General features: G+C 62.7%; 16 protein-coding genes. 15 read left to right on the top strand and 1 reads right to left on the bottom strand.

The window, feature by feature from the left end:
- Positions 1-41: 41 nt before the first annotated feature.
- The 13 genes from NKH80_RS09580 to ftsH all read left to right on the top strand — a co-directional run bounded on the left by NKH80_RS09580 (position 42) and on the right by ftsH (position 12,349).
- Positions 42-326, top strand: coding sequence for an AbrB/MazE/SpoVT family DNA-binding domain-containing protein (locus NKH80_RS09580; RefSeq protein ID WP_352991221.1), 285 nt, complete (start codon positions 42-44; stop codon positions 324-326).
- Positions 323-727, top strand: a complete 405-nt coding sequence (locus NKH80_RS09575; protein WP_352991218.1) for a type II toxin-antitoxin system VapC family toxin — start codon at positions 323-325, stop codon at positions 725-727. Before NKH80_RS09580 ends, NKH80_RS09575 begins: the two co-directional genes overlap by 4 nt.
- Complete coding sequence (gene ruvB, locus NKH80_RS09570) at positions 724-1,764, top strand: Holliday junction branch migration DNA helicase RuvB (RefSeq protein WP_023677999.1); 1,041 nt, start codon at positions 724-726, stop codon at positions 1,762-1,764. The genes NKH80_RS09575 and ruvB overlap by 4 nt, the downstream gene beginning before the upstream one ends.
- A 129-nt stretch (positions 1,765-1,893) precedes the next feature.
- On the top strand, positions 1,894-2,364 hold the full coding sequence (gene ybgC, locus NKH80_RS09565) for a tol-pal system-associated acyl-CoA thioesterase (protein ID WP_352991216.1): 471 nt from the start codon (positions 1,894-1,896) through the stop codon (positions 2,362-2,364).
- Between the two features lie 295 nt (positions 2,365-2,659).
- Positions 2,660-3,370 (top strand): protein TolQ, encoded by a 711-nt coding sequence (gene tolQ / locus NKH80_RS09560; RefSeq protein WP_352489260.1) that lies wholly within the window; start codon positions 2,660-2,662, stop codon positions 3,368-3,370.
- Positions 3,371-3,379: 9 nt separating this feature from the next.
- Positions 3,380-3,838, top strand: a complete 459-nt coding sequence (tolR, locus tag NKH80_RS09555; protein ID WP_352504951.1) for a protein TolR — start codon at positions 3,380-3,382, stop codon at positions 3,836-3,838.
- A 7-nt stretch (positions 3,839-3,845) separates the two neighbouring features.
- Positions 3,846-5,003: a cell envelope integrity protein TolA gene (tolA, locus tag NKH80_RS09550; protein ID WP_352687204.1), complete on the top strand. Its 1,158-nt coding sequence runs from the start codon at positions 3,846-3,848 to the stop codon at positions 5,001-5,003.
- Between the two features lie 78 nt (positions 5,004-5,081).
- Positions 5,082-6,353, top strand: a complete 1,272-nt coding sequence (gene tolB / locus NKH80_RS09545; RefSeq protein ID WP_502900933.1) for a Tol-Pal system beta propeller repeat protein TolB — start codon at positions 5,082-5,084, stop codon at positions 6,351-6,353.
- A gap of 58 nt (positions 6,354-6,411) precedes the next feature.
- A complete protein-coding gene (locus NKH80_RS09540; protein WP_352991211.1) occupies positions 6,412-6,789 on the top strand; it encodes a four helix bundle protein in 378 nt (125 codons plus the stop codon).
- Positions 6,790-7,034: 245 nt separating this feature from the next.
- The gene (gene pal, locus NKH80_RS09535) at positions 7,035-7,541 is read left to right on the top strand and encodes a peptidoglycan-associated lipoprotein Pal (RefSeq protein ID WP_023677992.1); all 507 of its coding nucleotides are present in this window, start codon (positions 7,035-7,037) and stop codon (positions 7,539-7,541) included.
- Positions 7,542-7,729: 188 nt separating this feature from the next.
- Positions 7,730-8,830, top strand: coding sequence for a tol-pal system protein YbgF (gene ybgF, locus NKH80_RS09530; protein WP_352991208.1), 1,101 nt, complete (start codon positions 7,730-7,732; stop codon positions 8,828-8,830).
- Positions 8,831-8,884: 54 nt separating this feature from the next.
- Positions 8,885-10,318 (top strand): tRNA lysidine(34) synthetase TilS, encoded by a 1,434-nt coding sequence (gene tilS / locus NKH80_RS09525; protein ID WP_352504955.1) that lies wholly within the window; start codon positions 8,885-8,887, stop codon positions 10,316-10,318.
- A 105-nt stretch (positions 10,319-10,423) separates the two neighbouring features.
- Complete coding sequence (gene ftsH / locus NKH80_RS09520) at positions 10,424-12,349, top strand: ATP-dependent zinc metalloprotease FtsH (RefSeq protein ID WP_352504956.1); 1,926 nt, start codon at positions 10,424-10,426, stop codon at positions 12,347-12,349.
- Positions 12,350-12,759: 410 nt separating this feature from the next.
- Here the strand turns inward: ftsH and NKH80_RS09515 are convergent, their stop codons facing one another.
- Positions 12,760-13,746: a hypothetical protein gene (locus NKH80_RS09515; RefSeq protein WP_352476110.1), complete on the bottom strand. Its 987-nt coding sequence runs from the start codon at positions 13,744-13,746 to the stop codon at positions 12,760-12,762.
- A gap of 535 nt (positions 13,747-14,281) precedes the next feature.
- On the opposite strand from NKH80_RS09515, the gene glmM reads away from it, so the two are divergent.
- Complete coding sequence (gene glmM / locus NKH80_RS09510) at positions 14,282-15,634, top strand: phosphoglucosamine mutase (protein WP_292664754.1); 1,353 nt, start codon at positions 14,282-14,284, stop codon at positions 15,632-15,634.
- A 221-nt stretch (positions 15,635-15,855) separates the two neighbouring features.
- Positions 15,856-16,695: an outer membrane protein gene (locus NKH80_RS09505; RefSeq protein WP_352504958.1), complete on the top strand. Its 840-nt coding sequence runs from the start codon at positions 15,856-15,858 to the stop codon at positions 16,693-16,695.
- Positions 16,696-16,760 lie beyond the last annotated feature (65 nt).

Raw genomic sequence — 16,760 nt, 5'->3', positions numbered from 1 at the left:
CTACTATGTGATCGGTAAGAATTTTCTCCAGGAGTAAGAATATGGACGCATATGCCAGTCTGACCTCCAAGGGACAGCTCACGATTCCAAAGGACGTCCGCGACGCCTTGTCGCTCAAGACGGGCGATACGATCGCCTGGACGGTCATGGATGGTTACCTGATCGGAACGCCGCGCAACCTCGGATTTGCCGACCTCGCCGGATTCTTGGGAGATCCGCCTGGCGGTCCCGCTACGCTGGAGGAAATCGACGCCGCTGTGCGGGATGCAGTCGGCCGGCATGTTGTCGGGGATAGATCAAATGACGGACAAGAGGGTCCCGCTTGACGTCGATCGGCATCGATACCAACGTTCTGCTTCGCATGGTGCTCAATGATGATCCGGAGCAGCGGGCAAAGGCGCTTGCGTTCGGCAGCGGCCTTAGTGTGGAAATGCCCGGCTTCGTGAGTTTGATGGTGCTGGTCGAATTCAGCTGGTCGTTGGCTTCGCGCTACAGGCAGCCAAAGGAACAAGTATTGGCCGCAATCCAGAGGCTGCTCAAGATCAAGACGCTGGAGTTCGAAGACTTCGATGCCATCGTCATCGCGCTCGAGCGATCGAATTCAGTGCAGGTCGACTTTGCCGACGCGTTGATTGCGGAACACAATCGAAAATTAGGTTGCTCGCACACGGTCACCTTCGATCAGCGCGCTGCCAAGGCCATTCCCGGTATGGAACTGCTCGCATGAGCCTTTCGCCACGCCTCATTGCTCCCGACAGACGCGGCGAGGACGCCGAGCAGACCTTGCGGCCGCAGACGCTCGGCGACTTCGTCGGCCAGGCTGCGGTGCGGGCCAATCTCAAAGTCTTCATCGAGGCCGCCAAGGGCCGCAGCGAAGCGCTCGACCATGTGCTGTTCGTCGGCCCGCCCGGCCTCGGCAAGACGACGCTGGCGCAGATCATGGCGCGCGAGCTCGGCGTCAATTTCCGCTCGACCTCGGGTCCGGTCATCGCCAAGGCCGGCGATCTGGCGGCGCTGCTCACCAACCTCGAAGACCGCGACGTGCTATTCATCGACGAGATCCACCGGCTCAACCCGGCGGTCGAGGAAATCCTCTATCCGGCGATGGAGGATTTCCAGCTCGACCTGATCATCGGCGAGGGGCCGGCGGCGCGCTCGGTCAAGATCGACCTGGCCCGCTTCACGCTAGTCGCCGCCACCACCCGGCTCGGCCTGTTGACCAACCCGCTGCGCGACCGTTTCGGGATTCCGGTGCGGCTCAATTTCTACTCGGTCGAGGAACTCGAGCAGATCGTGCGGCGCGGCGCCCGCATCCTTGCCATGCCGCTCGGCGACGACGGTGCCTTGGAGATCGCCCGGCGGGCGCGCGGCACGCCGCGCATCGCCGGCCGACTGTTGCGCCGCGTGCGCGACTTCGCCAGCGTTGCCGGCGACGGTCATGTCGACCGCAAGGTCGCCGACGAGGCGCTGACGCGGCTGGAGGTCGACGGGCTCGGTCTCGACGCGCTCGACCGCCGTTATCTGTCGATGATCGCCCGGAATTTCGGCGGCGGGCCGGTCGGCATCGAGACCATCGCTGCCGGGCTTTCCGAGCCACGCGATGCCATCGAGGACATCATCGAACCCTTTCTGATCCAGCAAGGCTTCATCATGCGTACCCCGCGCGGCCGCGTGCTGGCGGCCAATGCCTGGCGGCATCTCGGCCTCGACGCGCCGAAGGACCTGGCGCAGCAGCAGATCAGCCTGTTCCAGGAAGAGCCCTAAGTTCCGCTACTTATGGCTTTGCTGCTGGCAGTTCCCCGGCCCAGCCCTCCAGGTCTTGATCATCGCCGGTCTATGCGCAAAACAGGTGGTGCCAAAACAGATGCTCGTCGGGACCAAAAGGACAGCGCAATGGACGATCACGGTGAATCGGCATTGTCCGCCGGGCTTTCCGGCGCGCTGACGGAATTCGGCCATCGATTGATGGCGCGGGTCTATTATGCAGACACCGATTTTTCCGGCGTCGTCTACCACGCGCGCTATCTCGAATTCTTCGAGCGCGGCCGTTCCGACTATCTGCGGCTGGCCGGCGTCCACCACACCGAGCTTGCCCAGGGCAAGCATGGCGAGAAAATAGCCTGGGTGGTGCGGCACATGGAGATCGACTTCCGCGGTTCGGCCCGCATGGACGACATCCTGACCATCGATACGCGCACCGACGAGATCTCCGGCGCCCGCATCGTCATGGCGCAACAGTTGAAGCGCGGCAGCGAAGTGCTGGTCGAGGCGCGTGTCGAAGCGGCGATTGTAGGCGAGAACGGGCGGCCGCGGCGCTTTCCCAAGGACTGGATCGCAGCCTTCACGCCCAGAACGCGCAAATAAGGGCTCAGAGGCGGACGATCCGGAACTCCTGATCGGGGCGAGGATCGCCGGGCGGCTCGTCGGGGCGCGGCAATGCGCCGCGCTGTACGTCATAACCCATCCTTAACCATAACGGTCCATGAAGGGATTGGTTAAGATTGGGAGAATCCAAGCGCCTTCCTTTCACCAATATTTGCCCCGAAAAGGCCGCCAACGGTGCATTTGGGGTTATTCCGCAAGCTTAACGCGAACGGATCACAAGGGATGCCCATGGGCCAGCCGCCAGCCACGCCCGGAAAATCTTTAAGGACGTAACATGGAAAACATCGCTCTCGCCGACCCGGGCGCGCATTTATCGATTTGGGCCTTGTTCATGCAGGCCGGTTGGGTGGTCAAGCTGGTCATGATCGGCTTGCTCTGCGCCTCGATCTGGACCTGGGCGATCATCGTCGACAAGCTCGTCGCCTATGCCCGCATGCGGCTGGCGCTCAACCGCTTCGAGCAGGTGTTCTGGTCGGGACAGTCGCTGGAAGAGCTTTACCGCACGCTCGCCGACCGCAAGACGACCGGCATGAGCGCGATCTTCGTCGCCGCCATGCGCGAATGGAAGAAAAGCTTCGAGAAGGGCGCGAAATCGCCGCTCGGCCTGCAGACCCGCATCGACAAGGCGATGGATCTGGCGTTGACCCGCGAAATGGAAAAGCTGGAAGGGCGGCTCGGGTTTCTCGCCACCACCGGCTCGGCGGCGCCCTTCATCGGCCTGTTCGGCACCGTGATCGGCATCATGACCTCGTTCCAGGCGATCGCCGCCTCGAAGAACACCAGCCTGTCGGTGGTCGCGCCCGGCATCGCCGAAGCGCTGCTGGCGACAGCCATCGGCCTGCTCGCCGCCATCCCGGCCGTCATCGCCTACAACAAGCTGTCGTCGGACGCGAGCAAGATCGCGGTGCGCATGGAAGGGTTTGCGGATGAGTTCTCCGCCATACTCTCGCGCCAAATCGATGAAAAAGTCGCGCAGAAGGCCTGAGGAACGATCATGGGAATGTCCGTAAGCGCAGGTGGCGGAGGACGCGGCGGGCGCGGCCACAGGCGGCGCGGCCGCCATCACGCCTTGATATCGGAGATCAACGTCACGCCGATGGTCGACGTGATGCTGGTGCTGCTGATCATCTTCATGGTCGCAGCACCCTTGCTGACGGTCGGCGTGCCGATCGACCTGCCGGATACGCAGGCCAAGGCGATGAACGCCGATACGCAGCCTATAACCGTGTCCATCAACCCGGCCGGTCAGATTTACCTCCAGGAAACCGAGATCCCTGTCGAGGAGCTGGTGGCGAAGCTGCAGGCGATCTCGAAGACGGGCTATGACGAGCGCATTTTCATCAGGGGTGACAAGGCGACGGATTACGGCACGGCCATGAAGGTGATGGCCCGCATCTCGGCTGCCGGCTACAAGAATATCGGCCTGGTTTCACTGCAGGAACAGGATCAGTAGACGCAAGATGAGGACCGGCCTCACCACATCGGTGATCTTGCATACGGTGGCGATTGCCTTCGGGCTGTTCACCTTGTCCTCGCCGCCCGCGATGCCTGCGTCCGATGCGGAATCGGTGTCGGTCGAGATCGTGCCGATGGAAGCGACGGCACAGGTCCTGCAAGGCGACAAGAAGTCTGTGATGCATGACAAGCCGGCGCCGCTGCCGACACAGCGTCCCGACATCGTTCCCGATGCCCAGAAAGTCGGCGATAACAGCGTCGATACCGACAAGCCGCCGACACCTGAGCCCAAGCCCCAGCCAGTCGACATGACGGCGGCTCCGCCACCCGCGCCGACGCCGGTCGAAAAGCCCAAACCCGAGGACGTGCCGAAGCCGAAGGAAGAGCCGAAGCCTATTCCCGCTACGGAGGTCGCGCCGGTGCCGCAGCCGAAGGAAGAGGTCAAGCCCGAGCCGGTCAAGCAGACCGAGCCCAAGCCGACGCCGGCCACGGAGCCGACGCCCACGCCACCGCAGGACAAGACCGCCGCGATCGATCCGCAGCCCGAGGTCAAGCCGGATGCCGTCGCCGAGGCGATTGCCAAGCAACCGCCGACCGAGGAGGCGCAGCTTCCGGACTCGGCGCCAGCACCCGAGGCTCGGCCGAAGCCGCAGCCGGCCCAGGCCGAAAGCGCCAAGGCGCCCGAGCGCAAGGATGCCGACAAGCCGGTCAAGGAAGCCTCGTCCAGGCCGAAATCTGAAGACAAGCAGTTCAACGCCGACGAGATTTCGGCTCTGCTCGACAAGCGGAAGCCGTCCGGCGGCGGCGCCAAGCGCTCGACCCAGCAAGCATCGCTCGGCGGCGACAAGGATCAGGGCCAGAAGCTTTCGAAATCGGAGCAGGGGGCATTGGAGGCCCAGCTTAGTAATTGCTGGACCCTGCCGGTAGGGCTCGAGGGTTCGGAGAATTTCGTGGCTGTGATCCAGTTCAACCTGGACGCCTCCGGCAAGCTGGATGGCCGGCCTACTGTCGAAAAATCGAGCGGAAACCGCCCGTTTGACGAAAGTGCAGTGCGCGCGGTTCAGAAATGCGACATGGCCGGCCTGCAGGTTCCGGCGGGCAAGCAAGACATCTGGTCCGACGTTCGGGTCACTTTTGACCCTAGGGAGATGCTCGGCCTTTAGGCCCGGCGCTCACAGAATCAGCGAAAGAAGCGAGAAGACATGAAATCCATCCTCAAGCCGCTCCTGACGATCGCAGCGATGGCGCTGGGTATGACCGTTGCCGTCACCCTGCCGGCGCGGGCGCTCGTTGAGCTCAACGTCAATAAGGGCAATGTCGAGCCGTTGCCGATCGCCATCACGGACTTCCAGGGCGGCGATGCGCTCGGCGCCGAGATTTCCGGCATCGTCAGTGCCGACCTGAAACGCTCCGGCCTGTTCGCGCCGATCGACAAAAGCGCTTTCATTGAAAAGATCTCGAGCCCGGATGCCACGCCGCGCTTCGAAGACTGGAAGGTGATCAATGCGCAGGCGCTGGTCACCGGCAGTGTCGGCAAGGAGGCTGACGGCCGCATTCGCGCCCAGTACCGGTTGTGGGACACGTTTGCCGGCCAGCAAATGTCGGGCGAGCAGTTCTTCGCCAACGACGCCAATACCAGGCGCGTCGCCCATATCATCGCCGATGCGATCTACGAGCGGCTGACCGGCGAGAAGGGCTATTTCGACACGCGCGTCGTCTTCATCGACGAGTCCGGTGCCAAGAATGCGCGCAAGAAGCGGCTTGCCATCATGGACCAGGACGGCGCCAACGTCCGGTACCTGTCGAACGGCAAATCGATCGTGCTGACGCCGCGCTTCTCGCCGAACCGGCAGGAAATCACCTACATGTCCTATGAAAGCGGCCAACCGCGGGTGTATCTTTTGCAGATCGAGACGGGGCAGCGCGAGCTGGTCGGCAATTTCCCCGGCATGACGTTTGCGCCGCGCTTTTCGCCGGACGGCCAGAAGGTAATCATGAGCCTGCTGCGCGATGACGGCAATTCCAACATCTTCGCCATGGATCTGAGAAGCCGCTCGACAACCAGGCTCACCAACTCGACCGCCATCGACACCTCACCGTCCTACTCGCCTGACGGCAGCAAGGTGGTGTTCACCTCGGATCGCGGCGGCCGCGCGCAGATCTATGTGATGGGCGCCGACGGCTCGGGCCAGACCCGCATCTCGTTCGGCGACGGCGTCTATTCGACGCCGGTGTGGTCGCCGCGCGGCGATCTCATCGCCTTCACCAAGCAGACCGGCGGCGAATTCCAGATCGGCGTCATGCGCACCGACGGTTCGGGTGAGCGCATCCTGTCCACCGGCTTTCAGCAGGAAGGGCCGACCTGGGCGCCCAACGGCCGGGTGCTGATGTTCTTCCGCGATTCCAATGGCGGACCAAAACTTGTTTCGGTCGATCTCACCGGCCGCAACGAACAGTCGATCCCGACGGCGAACTTCGCCTCGGATCCGGCCTGGTCGCCGCTGCTGGAGTGATGGAAGAAGAACTGAGGAATTGAAGAACTGACGAACTGACGAGTTGAAGAACTGAAGAATGGAGAAGGCAGGGGTCTACATCGAGCACGCGAGGGATTTAGAAGTCTATAAGCGTGCCTATGCGGTTTCCCTTGGGGTACACAGAGCCACGCTTGCTTTTCCGAAAATGGAGCAATTCGCGCTCGCCGATCAACTACGTCGTTCCAGCAAGGCGATCTGCGCCAATTTGGCCGAAGGCTTTGCCAAACAGACTCACTCCAAGCCCGAATTCGCACGCTTCATTTCGATGGCCATAGGATCATGCAGTGAGGTGGAGACCTGGATTTCGTATGCGTTCGACCTCGAGTACATCACACAGGCGCAACGCGACGATTGGTTGCAATCCTATGCCCGCATCTACGGAATGCTGGTCAATCTCAGAGAGAAGCTGAGGTGATCTCTTTCCTCAATTCCTCAGTTCTTCAGTTCCTCAATTCCCTCTTTTTCATGTTTTGGCCGCATTTCCGCCTACGGTCCGCGCTCATTGTGGCTCATCGGGGTGGCTCCTCAGGATATCCCCTGCATAAGGGTTGCGGACGGCAGCCGAAACCAAATTTTAACCGTGTTTCTTGAGCGCCGGTTAACCCAAACGTGGTTACTGGACGATCAATGAAATCACTCGAATTGCGAAGGAGAGGCGGCATGGGCCGTATCGCAGCACTTACCACAAACCCGGTCATGATCGCGCTGGTCGCTATGCTCGCGATCACCGGTTGCGCCTCGAAGAAGACGCCGAACAGCGCCGCCGATCTCGGCCTCAACGGCGCTGGCGCGGCAACGCCCGGGTCGGCCCAGGACTTTACCGTCAATATCGGCGACCGGATCTTCTTCGACACCGATTCGTCCTCGATCCGCGCCGATGCGCAGACGACGCTGTCGCGCCAGGCGCAGTGGCTGAACCAGTACAAGCAGTATGCCATCGTCATCGAAGGCCATGCCGACGAGCGCGGCACGCGCGAATACAATCTGGCGCTCGGCGCCCGCCGTGCTGCCGCCACACGCGACTTCCTGGTCGCCAAGGGTGTTTCGGCGCAGCGCCTGAAGACCATTTCCTACGGCAAGGAGCGTCCGGTCGCGGTTTGCGACGACATCTCCTGCTGGTCGCAGAACCGCCGCGCCGTAACCACGCTGGGCGGCGCCGGTTCTTGATCGGCATAAATGCAACACTTGGTGCGAAAGGCGGCCAAGAGGCCGCCTTTTTCATATCTGCTCGCTCCAAACAAAATTTGGCCGAAGTCTCACGTCCTGTTAAGAGCCGAGAGCGTCTGGCCAGTCCCCAGTTGGCTGGTCTACTTCGAGTGAGAGGCGCGCAACAATGGTTTCACGGCGAGAGGCACATGCATTTCAGATCGGTCTTGAGCGGCACGCTTGCGCTGCTGCTCGTATCAAGTATCGCGGCACTTGCTGACGGTATCGGGGCAAACGCCACCGAGCAGTCATCGGAAAGCGGTTTTTCCTTCCATCTGCCGACGATCAAACTGCCCGGCATTTTCGGCGAAAGGAAAAAGCCGGATCAGGTTCAATTCGCACAACAGGATGGCACCGGCACTCCGGCGCTGGAGGAACAGCTCCGGCAGATGAACGGCAAGATCGAGGAACTCAATTTCCAGGTTCTGCAGATGCAGGAGCAGATCCGCAAGCAGCAGGAAGACAACGAATTCCGTTTCCAGCAGTTGGAAGGCGGTCCGCAAGGCGCGCAGCAGCCGGCCGGACAGAAGAAGTCCGAGGCCGCGCCCAGCAGCGACGGTAACGTGGCGGAGGTCCCGGCAACGCAGGCTCCGGCCGACGCGGGCAAGGCAGCAGACGGCGGCAAAAGCGTCGAAGACGTCATCATCGAATCGCCCAACGGCGATCCCGGCAAGCTGATCCCCGGCGCGCCGCCCAAGACGTTCGGCACCATCACCGTCGACAAAAACGGCAATGTCGTCGAAGCCGATGGCAATGCGCAGGCGAACGCGCCGTCGCAGAATACGGCCCCAGCCAACGGCGCCAGCGCGGCCGGCAACAAGGCCGGTAAATCCGACGACACGGTGGTCGCGGCACTCCCATCGACCAACGACCCGGAGGAGCTTTACCGCAACTCTTACCAGTTCATCCTGTCGGGCGACTACAGCACCGCCGAACAGGGTTTCCGCGATCACATCGCCCGTTTTCCCCGGGACGCCAAAGCGGCGGATGCGCATTACTGGCTCGGTGAATCGCTGCTCGGCCAGCAGAAATACCGCGATGCGGCCGAGATTTTCCTCGCTGCCAGCAAGGACTATCCCAAGGCCAAGAAGGCGCCCGACATGCTGCTGAAGCTCGGCGTTTCACTGGTCGGGCTGAAACAGCGCGACGTGGCCTGTGCCACTTTCAGCGAGATCGGCAAGCGCTACCCTGATATTTCCGGCGCGCTCAAGGAGCGGGTCAAGCAGGAAAGGGCACTCGCGGCGTGCTAGTTTTTCCGTTGCGTGTCGCTGCCGCAAAACCGGGCCCACGCTTGGGCGACATGCATGACGCTCGACACCGGGCCTGACCTTTCGGATTTTTCGCGGATCGACTTTTCCAACGGCGCTGTTGCGGCCGTGTCCGGCGGCAGCGACTCGACCGCCCTTCTCCTCCTCCTCAAAGCCCATCTCGACCGTAACGCCCCGGCAACGAAATTGCTGGCGGTGACGATCGATCACCAATTGCGGCCGCAAGCGGCAGCGGAAGCGCAAGCCGTGGCCAGGCTGTGCGCGGCGCGCGGCATTGCCCATCGCATCCTCGCCTGGTCGGGGCACAAACCATCGACCGGCCTGCCCGCCGCCGCGCGCGAAGCCCGATACCGGCTGCTCGCCGAGGCCGCCGACGCGGAAGACATCGGCCTGATCCTGACCGGCCACACCGCCGACGACCAGGCCGAGACGGTGCTGATGCGGCAAGCACGTGACGACGGGCCAGGTGAGGAGAGGCCGCGCGACGAAGGGCGGGGCCTTGCCGGCATGGCGCCGGCAACCCTCTACGAGTGGCGGCACTGGATCGTGCGGCCACTGCTCGGCGTAAGGCGTGGGGCACTGCGCGAATTCCTGCGGCGTGAACAGGTTGCCTGGATCGAAGATCCGACCAATGCCGACACCGCTTTCGAGCGGCCGCGCGTCCGCGCAGCACTTGCCGAACGCGATAGTGCGCCTCGCGTGGCCGAAGCGATAGCGTTGGCCAGAAAGGTGGCGGCCGAGCGTGAGCAATTGGGACGCCGCGCGGCCATGCTGATCCGCAGCTTGGCCTCCAGGCCAGCCGCCGGCCTCGTCCGCCTCGACCGGGATTTTGCGACTGAAAGCGACAGCGGGGCGGCTATTTATGCGCTGCGCATTCTGCTGGCGGCGACCGGCGGCACAGCCTTCCTTCCCGACCAGGCCCGCAGCGGAGCCCTTTTCGGCCGGCTCCGCACCGGGGCGCTTTGTGCCACATTGTCGCGGACCGTGATCGATGCCCGGCGTACCGGTATCTTTTTGCATCGCGAATTGCGCGATCTGCCGCCCGCTGTCGAGGTTTCCGACAATGCCCTTTGGGACGGCCGCAGACGGATCACATTGGGCGACAGTTCAAGTGCATTGTTGATCGCGCCGCTGTTGGTAGCCCCGCTCGGGGCGGCTCTTGCCGCAAAGCGGGCAATTGCCGGGCATGGCACGCCGGCAAGCCTTGTACGCGCAGCCCTGGCCGCCGAGCCGGCGTTATGGCGGGATGGCGAATGCCTTGGTCTGCCTGGGGAAGGCCCGGGTTTGCCCGGGGAAAGCCCGATGCCGGCGGCTGTCGCCGCATATCCGGCAGTCGCGCCCTTCGCCCGTTTCCTGCCGTCCTTCGATCTGGCGCCGGCCGATGCCGTCGCCGCCTTGCTTGGCGCGGCGCCGGTTCCAGCCTCGCCATTCGGCGGCCACAGTGCCGGCCTACCACGGGCGAAAGCTTAACCGAGACCTGCTGTTATGCTTGGCAAGGGGAGACGCTCTCCCTATGTTAGGGCCAAGTTTCCTCTCACGACGCGTGTCCGCCCAGCGGCGCCAACGGGACAATTGATGAATCCGAATTATCGCAACCTCGCGCTCTGGGCGATCATAGCGGTCCTGCTCATCGCTCTCTTCAATCTTTTCCAGACGCCGCAGACGCGTGGGGCCTCGAGCGATGTCCCCTATTCGCAGTTCCTGCAGGAAGTCGGGGCGGGACGGATCAAGTCGGTGACCATCGCCGGCGCCCGTATCTCCGGCAATTACACGGACAGCTCCAACGGCTTCCAGACCTATTCGCCTGGGGACCCATCACTGGTTTCGCGTCTGCAGGACAAGAACGTCACCATCAATGCGCGTCCTGAATCCGACGGCTCCAATTCGCTGTTCGGCACCCTGATCTCCTGGCTGCCGATGATCCTCATCCTCGGCGTCTGGATATTCTTCATGCGCCAGATGCAGTCCGGTTCCGGCCGTGCCATGGGCTTCGGCAAGTCGAAGGCCAAGCTGTTGACCGAAGCGCATGGCCGCGTCACCTTTCAGGACGTCGCTGGCGTCGACGAAGCCAAGCAAGATCTGGAAGAGATCGTCGAGTTCCTGCGCGACCCGCAGAAATTCCAGCGGCTCGGCGGCAAGATCCCGCGCGGCGTGCTGCTCGTCGGTCCTCCCGGAACCGGCAAGACGCTGCTCGCCCGCTCGGTCGCCGGTGAAGCCAACGTGCCGTTCTTCACCATTTCGGGCTCGGACTTTGTCGAGATGTTCGTCGGCGTCGGCGCAAGCCGCGTCCGCGACATGTTCGACCAGGCCAAGAAGAATGCGCCTTGCATCATCTTCATCGACGAAATCGACGCGGTCGGCCGCCATCGCGGTGCCGGCCTCGGCGGCGGCAATGACGAACGCGAGCAGACGCTGAACCAGCTGCTGGTCGAGATGGATGGCTTCGAATCCAACGAAAGCATCATCCTGATCGCCGCCACCAACCGGCCCGACGTGCTCGATCCGGCGCTGCTCAGGCCGGGCCGCTTCGATCGCCAGGTGGTGGTGCCGAACCCCGACATCGTAGGCCGCGAGAAGATCCTGAAGGTGCATGTGCGCAACGTGCCGCTGGCGCCCAACGTTGACCTCAAGGTGATCGCGCGCGGCACGCCGGGCTTTTCCGGCGCCGACCTGATGAACCTGGTCAACGAGTCCGCCCTGATGGCGGCGCGGCGCAACAAGCGCCTCGTCACCATGGCCGAATTCGAGGACGCCAAGGACAAGATCATGATGGGCGCCGAGCGCCGCTCGTCGGCGATGACGCAGGCCGAGAAGGAGTTGACTGCCTATCACGAGGCCGGCCACGCCATTCTGGCGCTCAACGTGCCGTCAGCCGATCCGTTGCACAAGGCGACCATCATTCCGCGCGGCCGGGCACTCGGCATGGTCATGCAGCTGCCGGAAGGCGACCGCTATTCGATGAGCTACAAATACATGATCTCGCGGCTCGCCATCATGATGGGCGGCCGCGTCGCCGAGGAGTTCAAGTTCGGCAAGGAGAACATCACCTCGGGCGCCTCCTCCGATATCGAGCAGGCGACCAAGCTGGCGCGCGCCATGGTGACGCGCTGGGGCTTCTCCGACAAGCTCGGCCATGTCGCCTATGGCGACAACCAGGAGGAGGTGTTCCTCGGCCATTCGGTGGCGCGCACGCAGAACATCTCGGAAGAGACGGCACAGATCATCGACGCCGAAGTGCGCCGGCTGATCGACGAGGCCTATTCGACGGCAAGGTCAATCCTGACCAAGAAAAAGAAGGAATGGATCGCGCTGGCGCAAGGCCTGCTCGAATACGAGACGCTGTCGGGCGAGGAGATCAAGCAGCTGATCGCCGGCAATAAGCCCGCCCGTGACCTCGGCGACGACACGCCGCCGAGCCGTGGCTCGGCCGTACCAAAGTCCGGCCGCCGCAAGAAGGGCCCCGAGCCCGAAGGCGGCATGGAACCCCAGCCGTCAAGCTAGGGCCCAGGACAGATCGACTTCGAAACGCCGCGGGCTCTAACCGCGGCGTTTTCCTTTTGATGTTCTCGAAGGCGCTGAAGCTGCCGATCTCCGCAGTTGTGGGCAGGGCTATCGCAGGTGGAAAGCCGAGGCTTTCGCTCTACGATGACCCCTAACCCCATAAAGGGGAGGGAGACTCGGCGCCGACCTGGGCAAATTGCGTGCCTTTCCGGCGCCAAGGGCTCAACGGCGCCGACGACCCGCCCTCCGAGGCGGGTTCTTTGCTTCCGGCGGCGGACAGAGGGAGCGAAGGAACGCGACCTGACAGTTGGTCCGACCTCGGAAGGCCCTCTCACTTGTTCGGCAATAACAAAAAAGCCCGCGAACCTTGCGGCTCGCGGGTTCCTATCGTCGGATGATGATGGCGCCGGTCAGCTCTTCAGCTTGGCGTTGCAGAGGCTGTAGAAGCCGCCGCCCTTCTGGATCCACCTGAGGCCGCCCAGCGTGTTGGCGTCCTTGTTGGCGTAATAGAGGTCGAGGCAGGTGTGCATGCGGCCCTTGGCCGGGGTCTCGGTTGCATACTTCTTGGAGATCGCCGTCGGGAATTTCACGCCCTGGGGGGCGGTGATGGTCGGCGGCTGCGGATCGCCGGTATACTTGGCATCAGGAGCCGGCAGGGTGTCGTCGTCGGCTGCGCCGGCGCCGCATTGGCTCTTGCGGAAGTCGTTCCACTTCATGCCGTTCAGCGTGTTGCCGGCCTTGGCAGCCTGATATTTGGCGCTGCAATCAGCCATGCTGAGGCCTTTGCCGGAATCGGTCGCGGCGGCTGTCGCCGCCTCGGCAGGTGCCGCGGCAGGCTGTGCCGCTGCAGTTGCGCCGGCGGCGCATTCACTCTTGCGGAAGTCGTTCCATTTCATGCCGTTGAGGGTGCCGGCAGCCTTGGCGGCCTGGTATTTGGTGCTGCATTCCTTGGCCGTCAGGCCCGGCGCAGCGTCGTCGGCGGCTGCCGCAGCCTTGGTCGTGGTGGCGGGTTGTGCGGCTGCCGTCGCGTCGGCGGCGCACTGGGTCTTGCGGAAATCGTTCCACTTCATGCCGTTCAGCGTGCCGGCGGCTTTTGCCGCCTGGTACTTGGTGCTGCACTCCTTCGCCGTCAGGCCCGGTGCCGCATCGTCGCCGGCGGCTGCCTTGGTGGTGTCAGTGGCCTTGGCCGGGGCGGTGTCGGTCGTAGCGGCGGTGGCATCGGTGCCGCATTGCGCCTTGCGGAACTGGTTCCAGTTCTGCCCGCCAAGCGTTCCCGCATCCTTCGCCGCGTTATACTTGGTGCTGCACTCGGCCATGGTCAGCGCATTGGCAGGCGCCGCCAGGAACAAGGTCGCGACGGCAAGACCCGTCAAAGTGGCAAGTCGGTGGATGAGCATGCGTTTTCTCCCTATGGCAGTTCATGATATGTCCCAGTGCAGCAATAGCGCTCAACGGCTGGTTGCGCCAGATGCTAAGTAGCGTAGAGACAAATTTAGAAGTGCATTCTTTTCTTTAAGGTGATGAATTCGTTGCCGGGACCGTCTCCGAGCCAAGTTCGTCCGGGTGCATTGCACGGAGAGCGCGCATATGGCTGGTTCCCAGCGAGGCCACTGCGTCACATGACGGCCAGTCAAATCGGCGGGTGCGGAGGACCTGAGCCTACCGCTGTCTGGAGCCGCACGATGCGGACTCGGGTTCAAGGCCACACTGCCACAGACCAAAGGATCCAGATGAGGTTTGAGTTGACGTTTCTGATGCTGCTGCCGCAGCAAGGGCTCGGAACTTGAAAATCAACACACTAGCGTGACGCAAAACACACAAAACAACAATTTTCTAAGGATTGGTCGTCCATAATCATACAATGTGATGACGGGGCTTGGGCCATTTTATGGCATGAGATGCTCGGAAAGAACCATCGGGAAGCTGGCGAACATGGCAGGACATTATTTCGGTACGGACGGCATTCGTGGGCGAGCCAACAAGTTTCCAATGACGGCGGAGGTCGCCATGCGGGTCGGCATGGCCGCCGGCCTCTCTTTCCAGCGCGGCAGCCACCGCCACCGCGTCGTGCTCGGCAAGGATACCAGGCTTTCCGGCTACATGATCGAGAACGCGATGGTATCCGGCCTGTGCGCCGCCGGCATGGATGTCTTCCTGCTCGGCCCTATCCCGACGCCCGCTGTTGCCATGCTGGTGCGCTCGCTGCGCGCCGATATCGGGGTGATGATTTCTGCCTCGCACAACCCCTATTACGACAACGGCATCAAGCTGTTCGGGCCCGATGGCTACAAGCTGTCCGATGAGATCGAGGAGCGTATCGAGGGGATGCTCGACAAGGATATCGAATTGGCGCTCGCCGATTCCGATGGGCTCGGCCGCGCCAAACGCGTGGACGGCGTGCATGACCGCTATATCGAATTCGCCAAGCGCACGCTGCCGCGCTCAATGTCGCTGTCGGGCCTGCGCATCGTCGTGGATTGCGCCAATGGCGCCGCCTACAAGGTGGCGCCCGACGCGCTGTGGGAACTCGGCGCCGAGGTCGTCGCCATCAATGTCGAGCCGAACGGCTTCAACATTAACAAGGAATGCGGCTCGACTCATCCGGCCGGCCTGCAAAAGAAGGTGCACGAGGTGCGCGCCGATATCGGCATCGCGCTCGACGGCGATGCCGACCGCGTCGTCATCGTCGACGAGAACGGCGCGATCGTCGATGGCGACCAGATCATGGCGCTGATTGCCGAGTCCTGGCACCAGAGCGGGCGGCTGGCCGGCGGCGGTGTCGTCTCGACGGTAATGTCCAATCTCGGCCTCGAACGCTTCCTCGGCGACATGAACCTGCAGTTGCATCGCACCAAGGTCGGCGACCGCTATGTCGTCGAGCACATGCGTGCCCATGGGCTCAATGTCGGCGGCGAACAGTCGGGTCACATCGTGCTGTCCGACTTTTCGACCACCGGCGACGGCCTTGTCTCGGCGCTGCAGGTGCTCGCCTGCATCAAGCGGCAGAACCGGCCGGTGAGCGAACTGTCGAAGAAGTTCGAGCCGGTGCCGCAGCTGTTGAAGAATGTGCATATTTCCGGCGGCAAGCCGCTCGAGGAGGCGCCGGTCAAGGCAGCGATCGAAGATGCGCGCAATCGCCTCGGCAAGGCCGGGCGCCTGGTCATCCGGCCATCCGGCACGGAGCCGCTCATCCGCGTCATGGCGGAAGGCGACGACCCACAACTTGTCGAGTCCGTCGTCAACGACATCGTCGAGGTCATTTCGGAAACGCGCAGCGCCGCCTGATCTCCCTCCAACATCGGTTCAAAGCCCGCCTTGCCGGCGGGCTTTTTATTGAGTCGCCAATTCCGCCTGCAGCAACGGCCGCCAGATTGCTCGACTTTTGGAGATTCGTGGTTAATCAATACGGTTAAACGCCTTTTAACCTTTCCGATTCATTATCCACAACTGAGGTCAATCACGTTTCGGGCGCGTTCGCCGTTCGAGGGTTCTCAGGAGTGATAAGCATGTTCAACACAGCAAGAATGGCCCTCCTGGCCGCGCTGTTTGCCGGCGCCGGGCCGGCATTCGCCGCCGATTTCGTCGAGCCGCCCGTAGTCGAGGAGGCGCCACCACCGGTTGCCTACGAGCAGCCGGCCGAATTCGGCGGCTGGTATATCCGTGGCGACATCGACTATCACTGGTCGAAGTTTCGTGGCGGCGACTACATCACCTACGGTGTAGCGCCCCAGAATCCCGGCAAGTTCGATACAGGCAAGCTGGACGGCGCCTTCTCGGCCGGCGGCGGTGTTGGTTACCAGATCGACGAGCATTTCCGCACCGATCTCACCTTGGACTGGATGAGCAAGTCCAAATTCCGCGGCTCGACCAACGGCTTCTGCGGCCCGCAGCAAACGCCTTGCACGTCCGTCGATACCTCGTCCTATTCGGCGCTGCTGCTCTTGGCCAACGCCTATGTCGACATCGGCACCTGGCATGGGATCACGCCTTATGTCGGCGCCGGCATCGGCGGTGCCTGGGTCAAGTGGGATGAACTGCACAACGTGGACAGCGACGGTTCATTTGATCATAGCGGTGGCAAGGGCTGGCGTTTTGCCTATGCTGCCATGGCGGGCGCATCCTACTGCCTGACCGATCGCGTCAAACTCGATGTCGGCTACCGCTTCAGCCACATCAATGGCGGTAAGATGTTCGACTATGCCTCCCTCCCCAATGTCGGCCCAGGCTATGACAAAGGCATCAACGTGCACGAAGTGCGTGGCGGCCTGCGCTACCAGTTCGGCAGGTCGGACTGCGCGCCGCCGGAGCCCTACGTTCCAGAACCCGAGCCCGTCTACACCAAGTAGTTGTTTCTGAAATCCAGGAATTCGTCGACCGCCCGGCTGATGCCGGGCGGTTTCGTTTTGGCTGC

Source organism: Mesorhizobium sp. M0904, assembly GCF_040319475.1.
Taxonomy (GTDB): Bacteria; Pseudomonadota; Alphaproteobacteria; order Rhizobiales; family Rhizobiaceae; genus Mesorhizobium.
The sequence above is the reverse complement of the archived record's forward strand: the minus strand, read 5'-3'. Positions and strand labels throughout refer to the sequence as shown.

Coding starts and splice junctions, on each gene's coding strand:
- pal (WP_023677992.1), top strand. CDS start 7,035: ATGGGCCGTATCGCAGCACTTACCACAAACCCGGTCATGATCGCGCTG.
- ftsH (WP_352504956.1), top strand. CDS start 10,424: ATGAATCCGAATTATCGCAACCTCGCGCTCTGGGCGATCATAGCGGTC.
- tolB (WP_502900933.1), top strand. CDS start 5,082: ATGGCGCTGGGTATGACCGTTGCCGTCACCCTGCCGGCGCGGGCGCTC.
- tolA (WP_352687204.1), top strand. CDS start 3,846: ATGAGGACCGGCCTCACCACATCGGTGATCTTGCATACGGTGGCGATT.
- glmM (WP_292664754.1), top strand. CDS start 14,282: ATGGCAGGACATTATTTCGGTACGGACGGCATTCGTGGGCGAGCCAAC.
- NKH80_RS09515 (WP_352476110.1), bottom strand. CDS start 13,746: ATGCTCATCCACCGACTTGCCACTTTGACGGGTCTTGCCGTCGCGACC.
- NKH80_RS09580 (WP_352991221.1), top strand. CDS start 42: ATGGACGCATATGCCAGTCTGACCTCCAAGGGACAGCTCACGATTCCA.
- NKH80_RS09505 (WP_352504958.1), top strand. CDS start 15,856: ATGTTCAACACAGCAAGAATGGCCCTCCTGGCCGCGCTGTTTGCCGGC.
- tolQ (WP_352489260.1), top strand. CDS start 2,660: ATGGAAAACATCGCTCTCGCCGACCCGGGCGCGCATTTATCGATTTGG.
- tolR (WP_352504951.1), top strand. CDS start 3,380: ATGGGAATGTCCGTAAGCGCAGGTGGCGGAGGACGCGGCGGGCGCGGC.
- tilS (WP_352504955.1), top strand. CDS start 8,885: ATGACGCTCGACACCGGGCCTGACCTTTCGGATTTTTCGCGGATCGAC.
- ruvB (WP_023677999.1), top strand. CDS start 724: ATGAGCCTTTCGCCACGCCTCATTGCTCCCGACAGACGCGGCGAGGAC.
- ybgF (WP_352991208.1), top strand. CDS start 7,730: ATGCATTTCAGATCGGTCTTGAGCGGCACGCTTGCGCTGCTGCTCGTA.
- ybgC (WP_352991216.1), top strand. CDS start 1,894: ATGGACGATCACGGTGAATCGGCATTGTCCGCCGGGCTTTCCGGCGCG.
- NKH80_RS09540 (WP_352991211.1), top strand. CDS start 6,412: ATGGAGAAGGCAGGGGTCTACATCGAGCACGCGAGGGATTTAGAAGTC.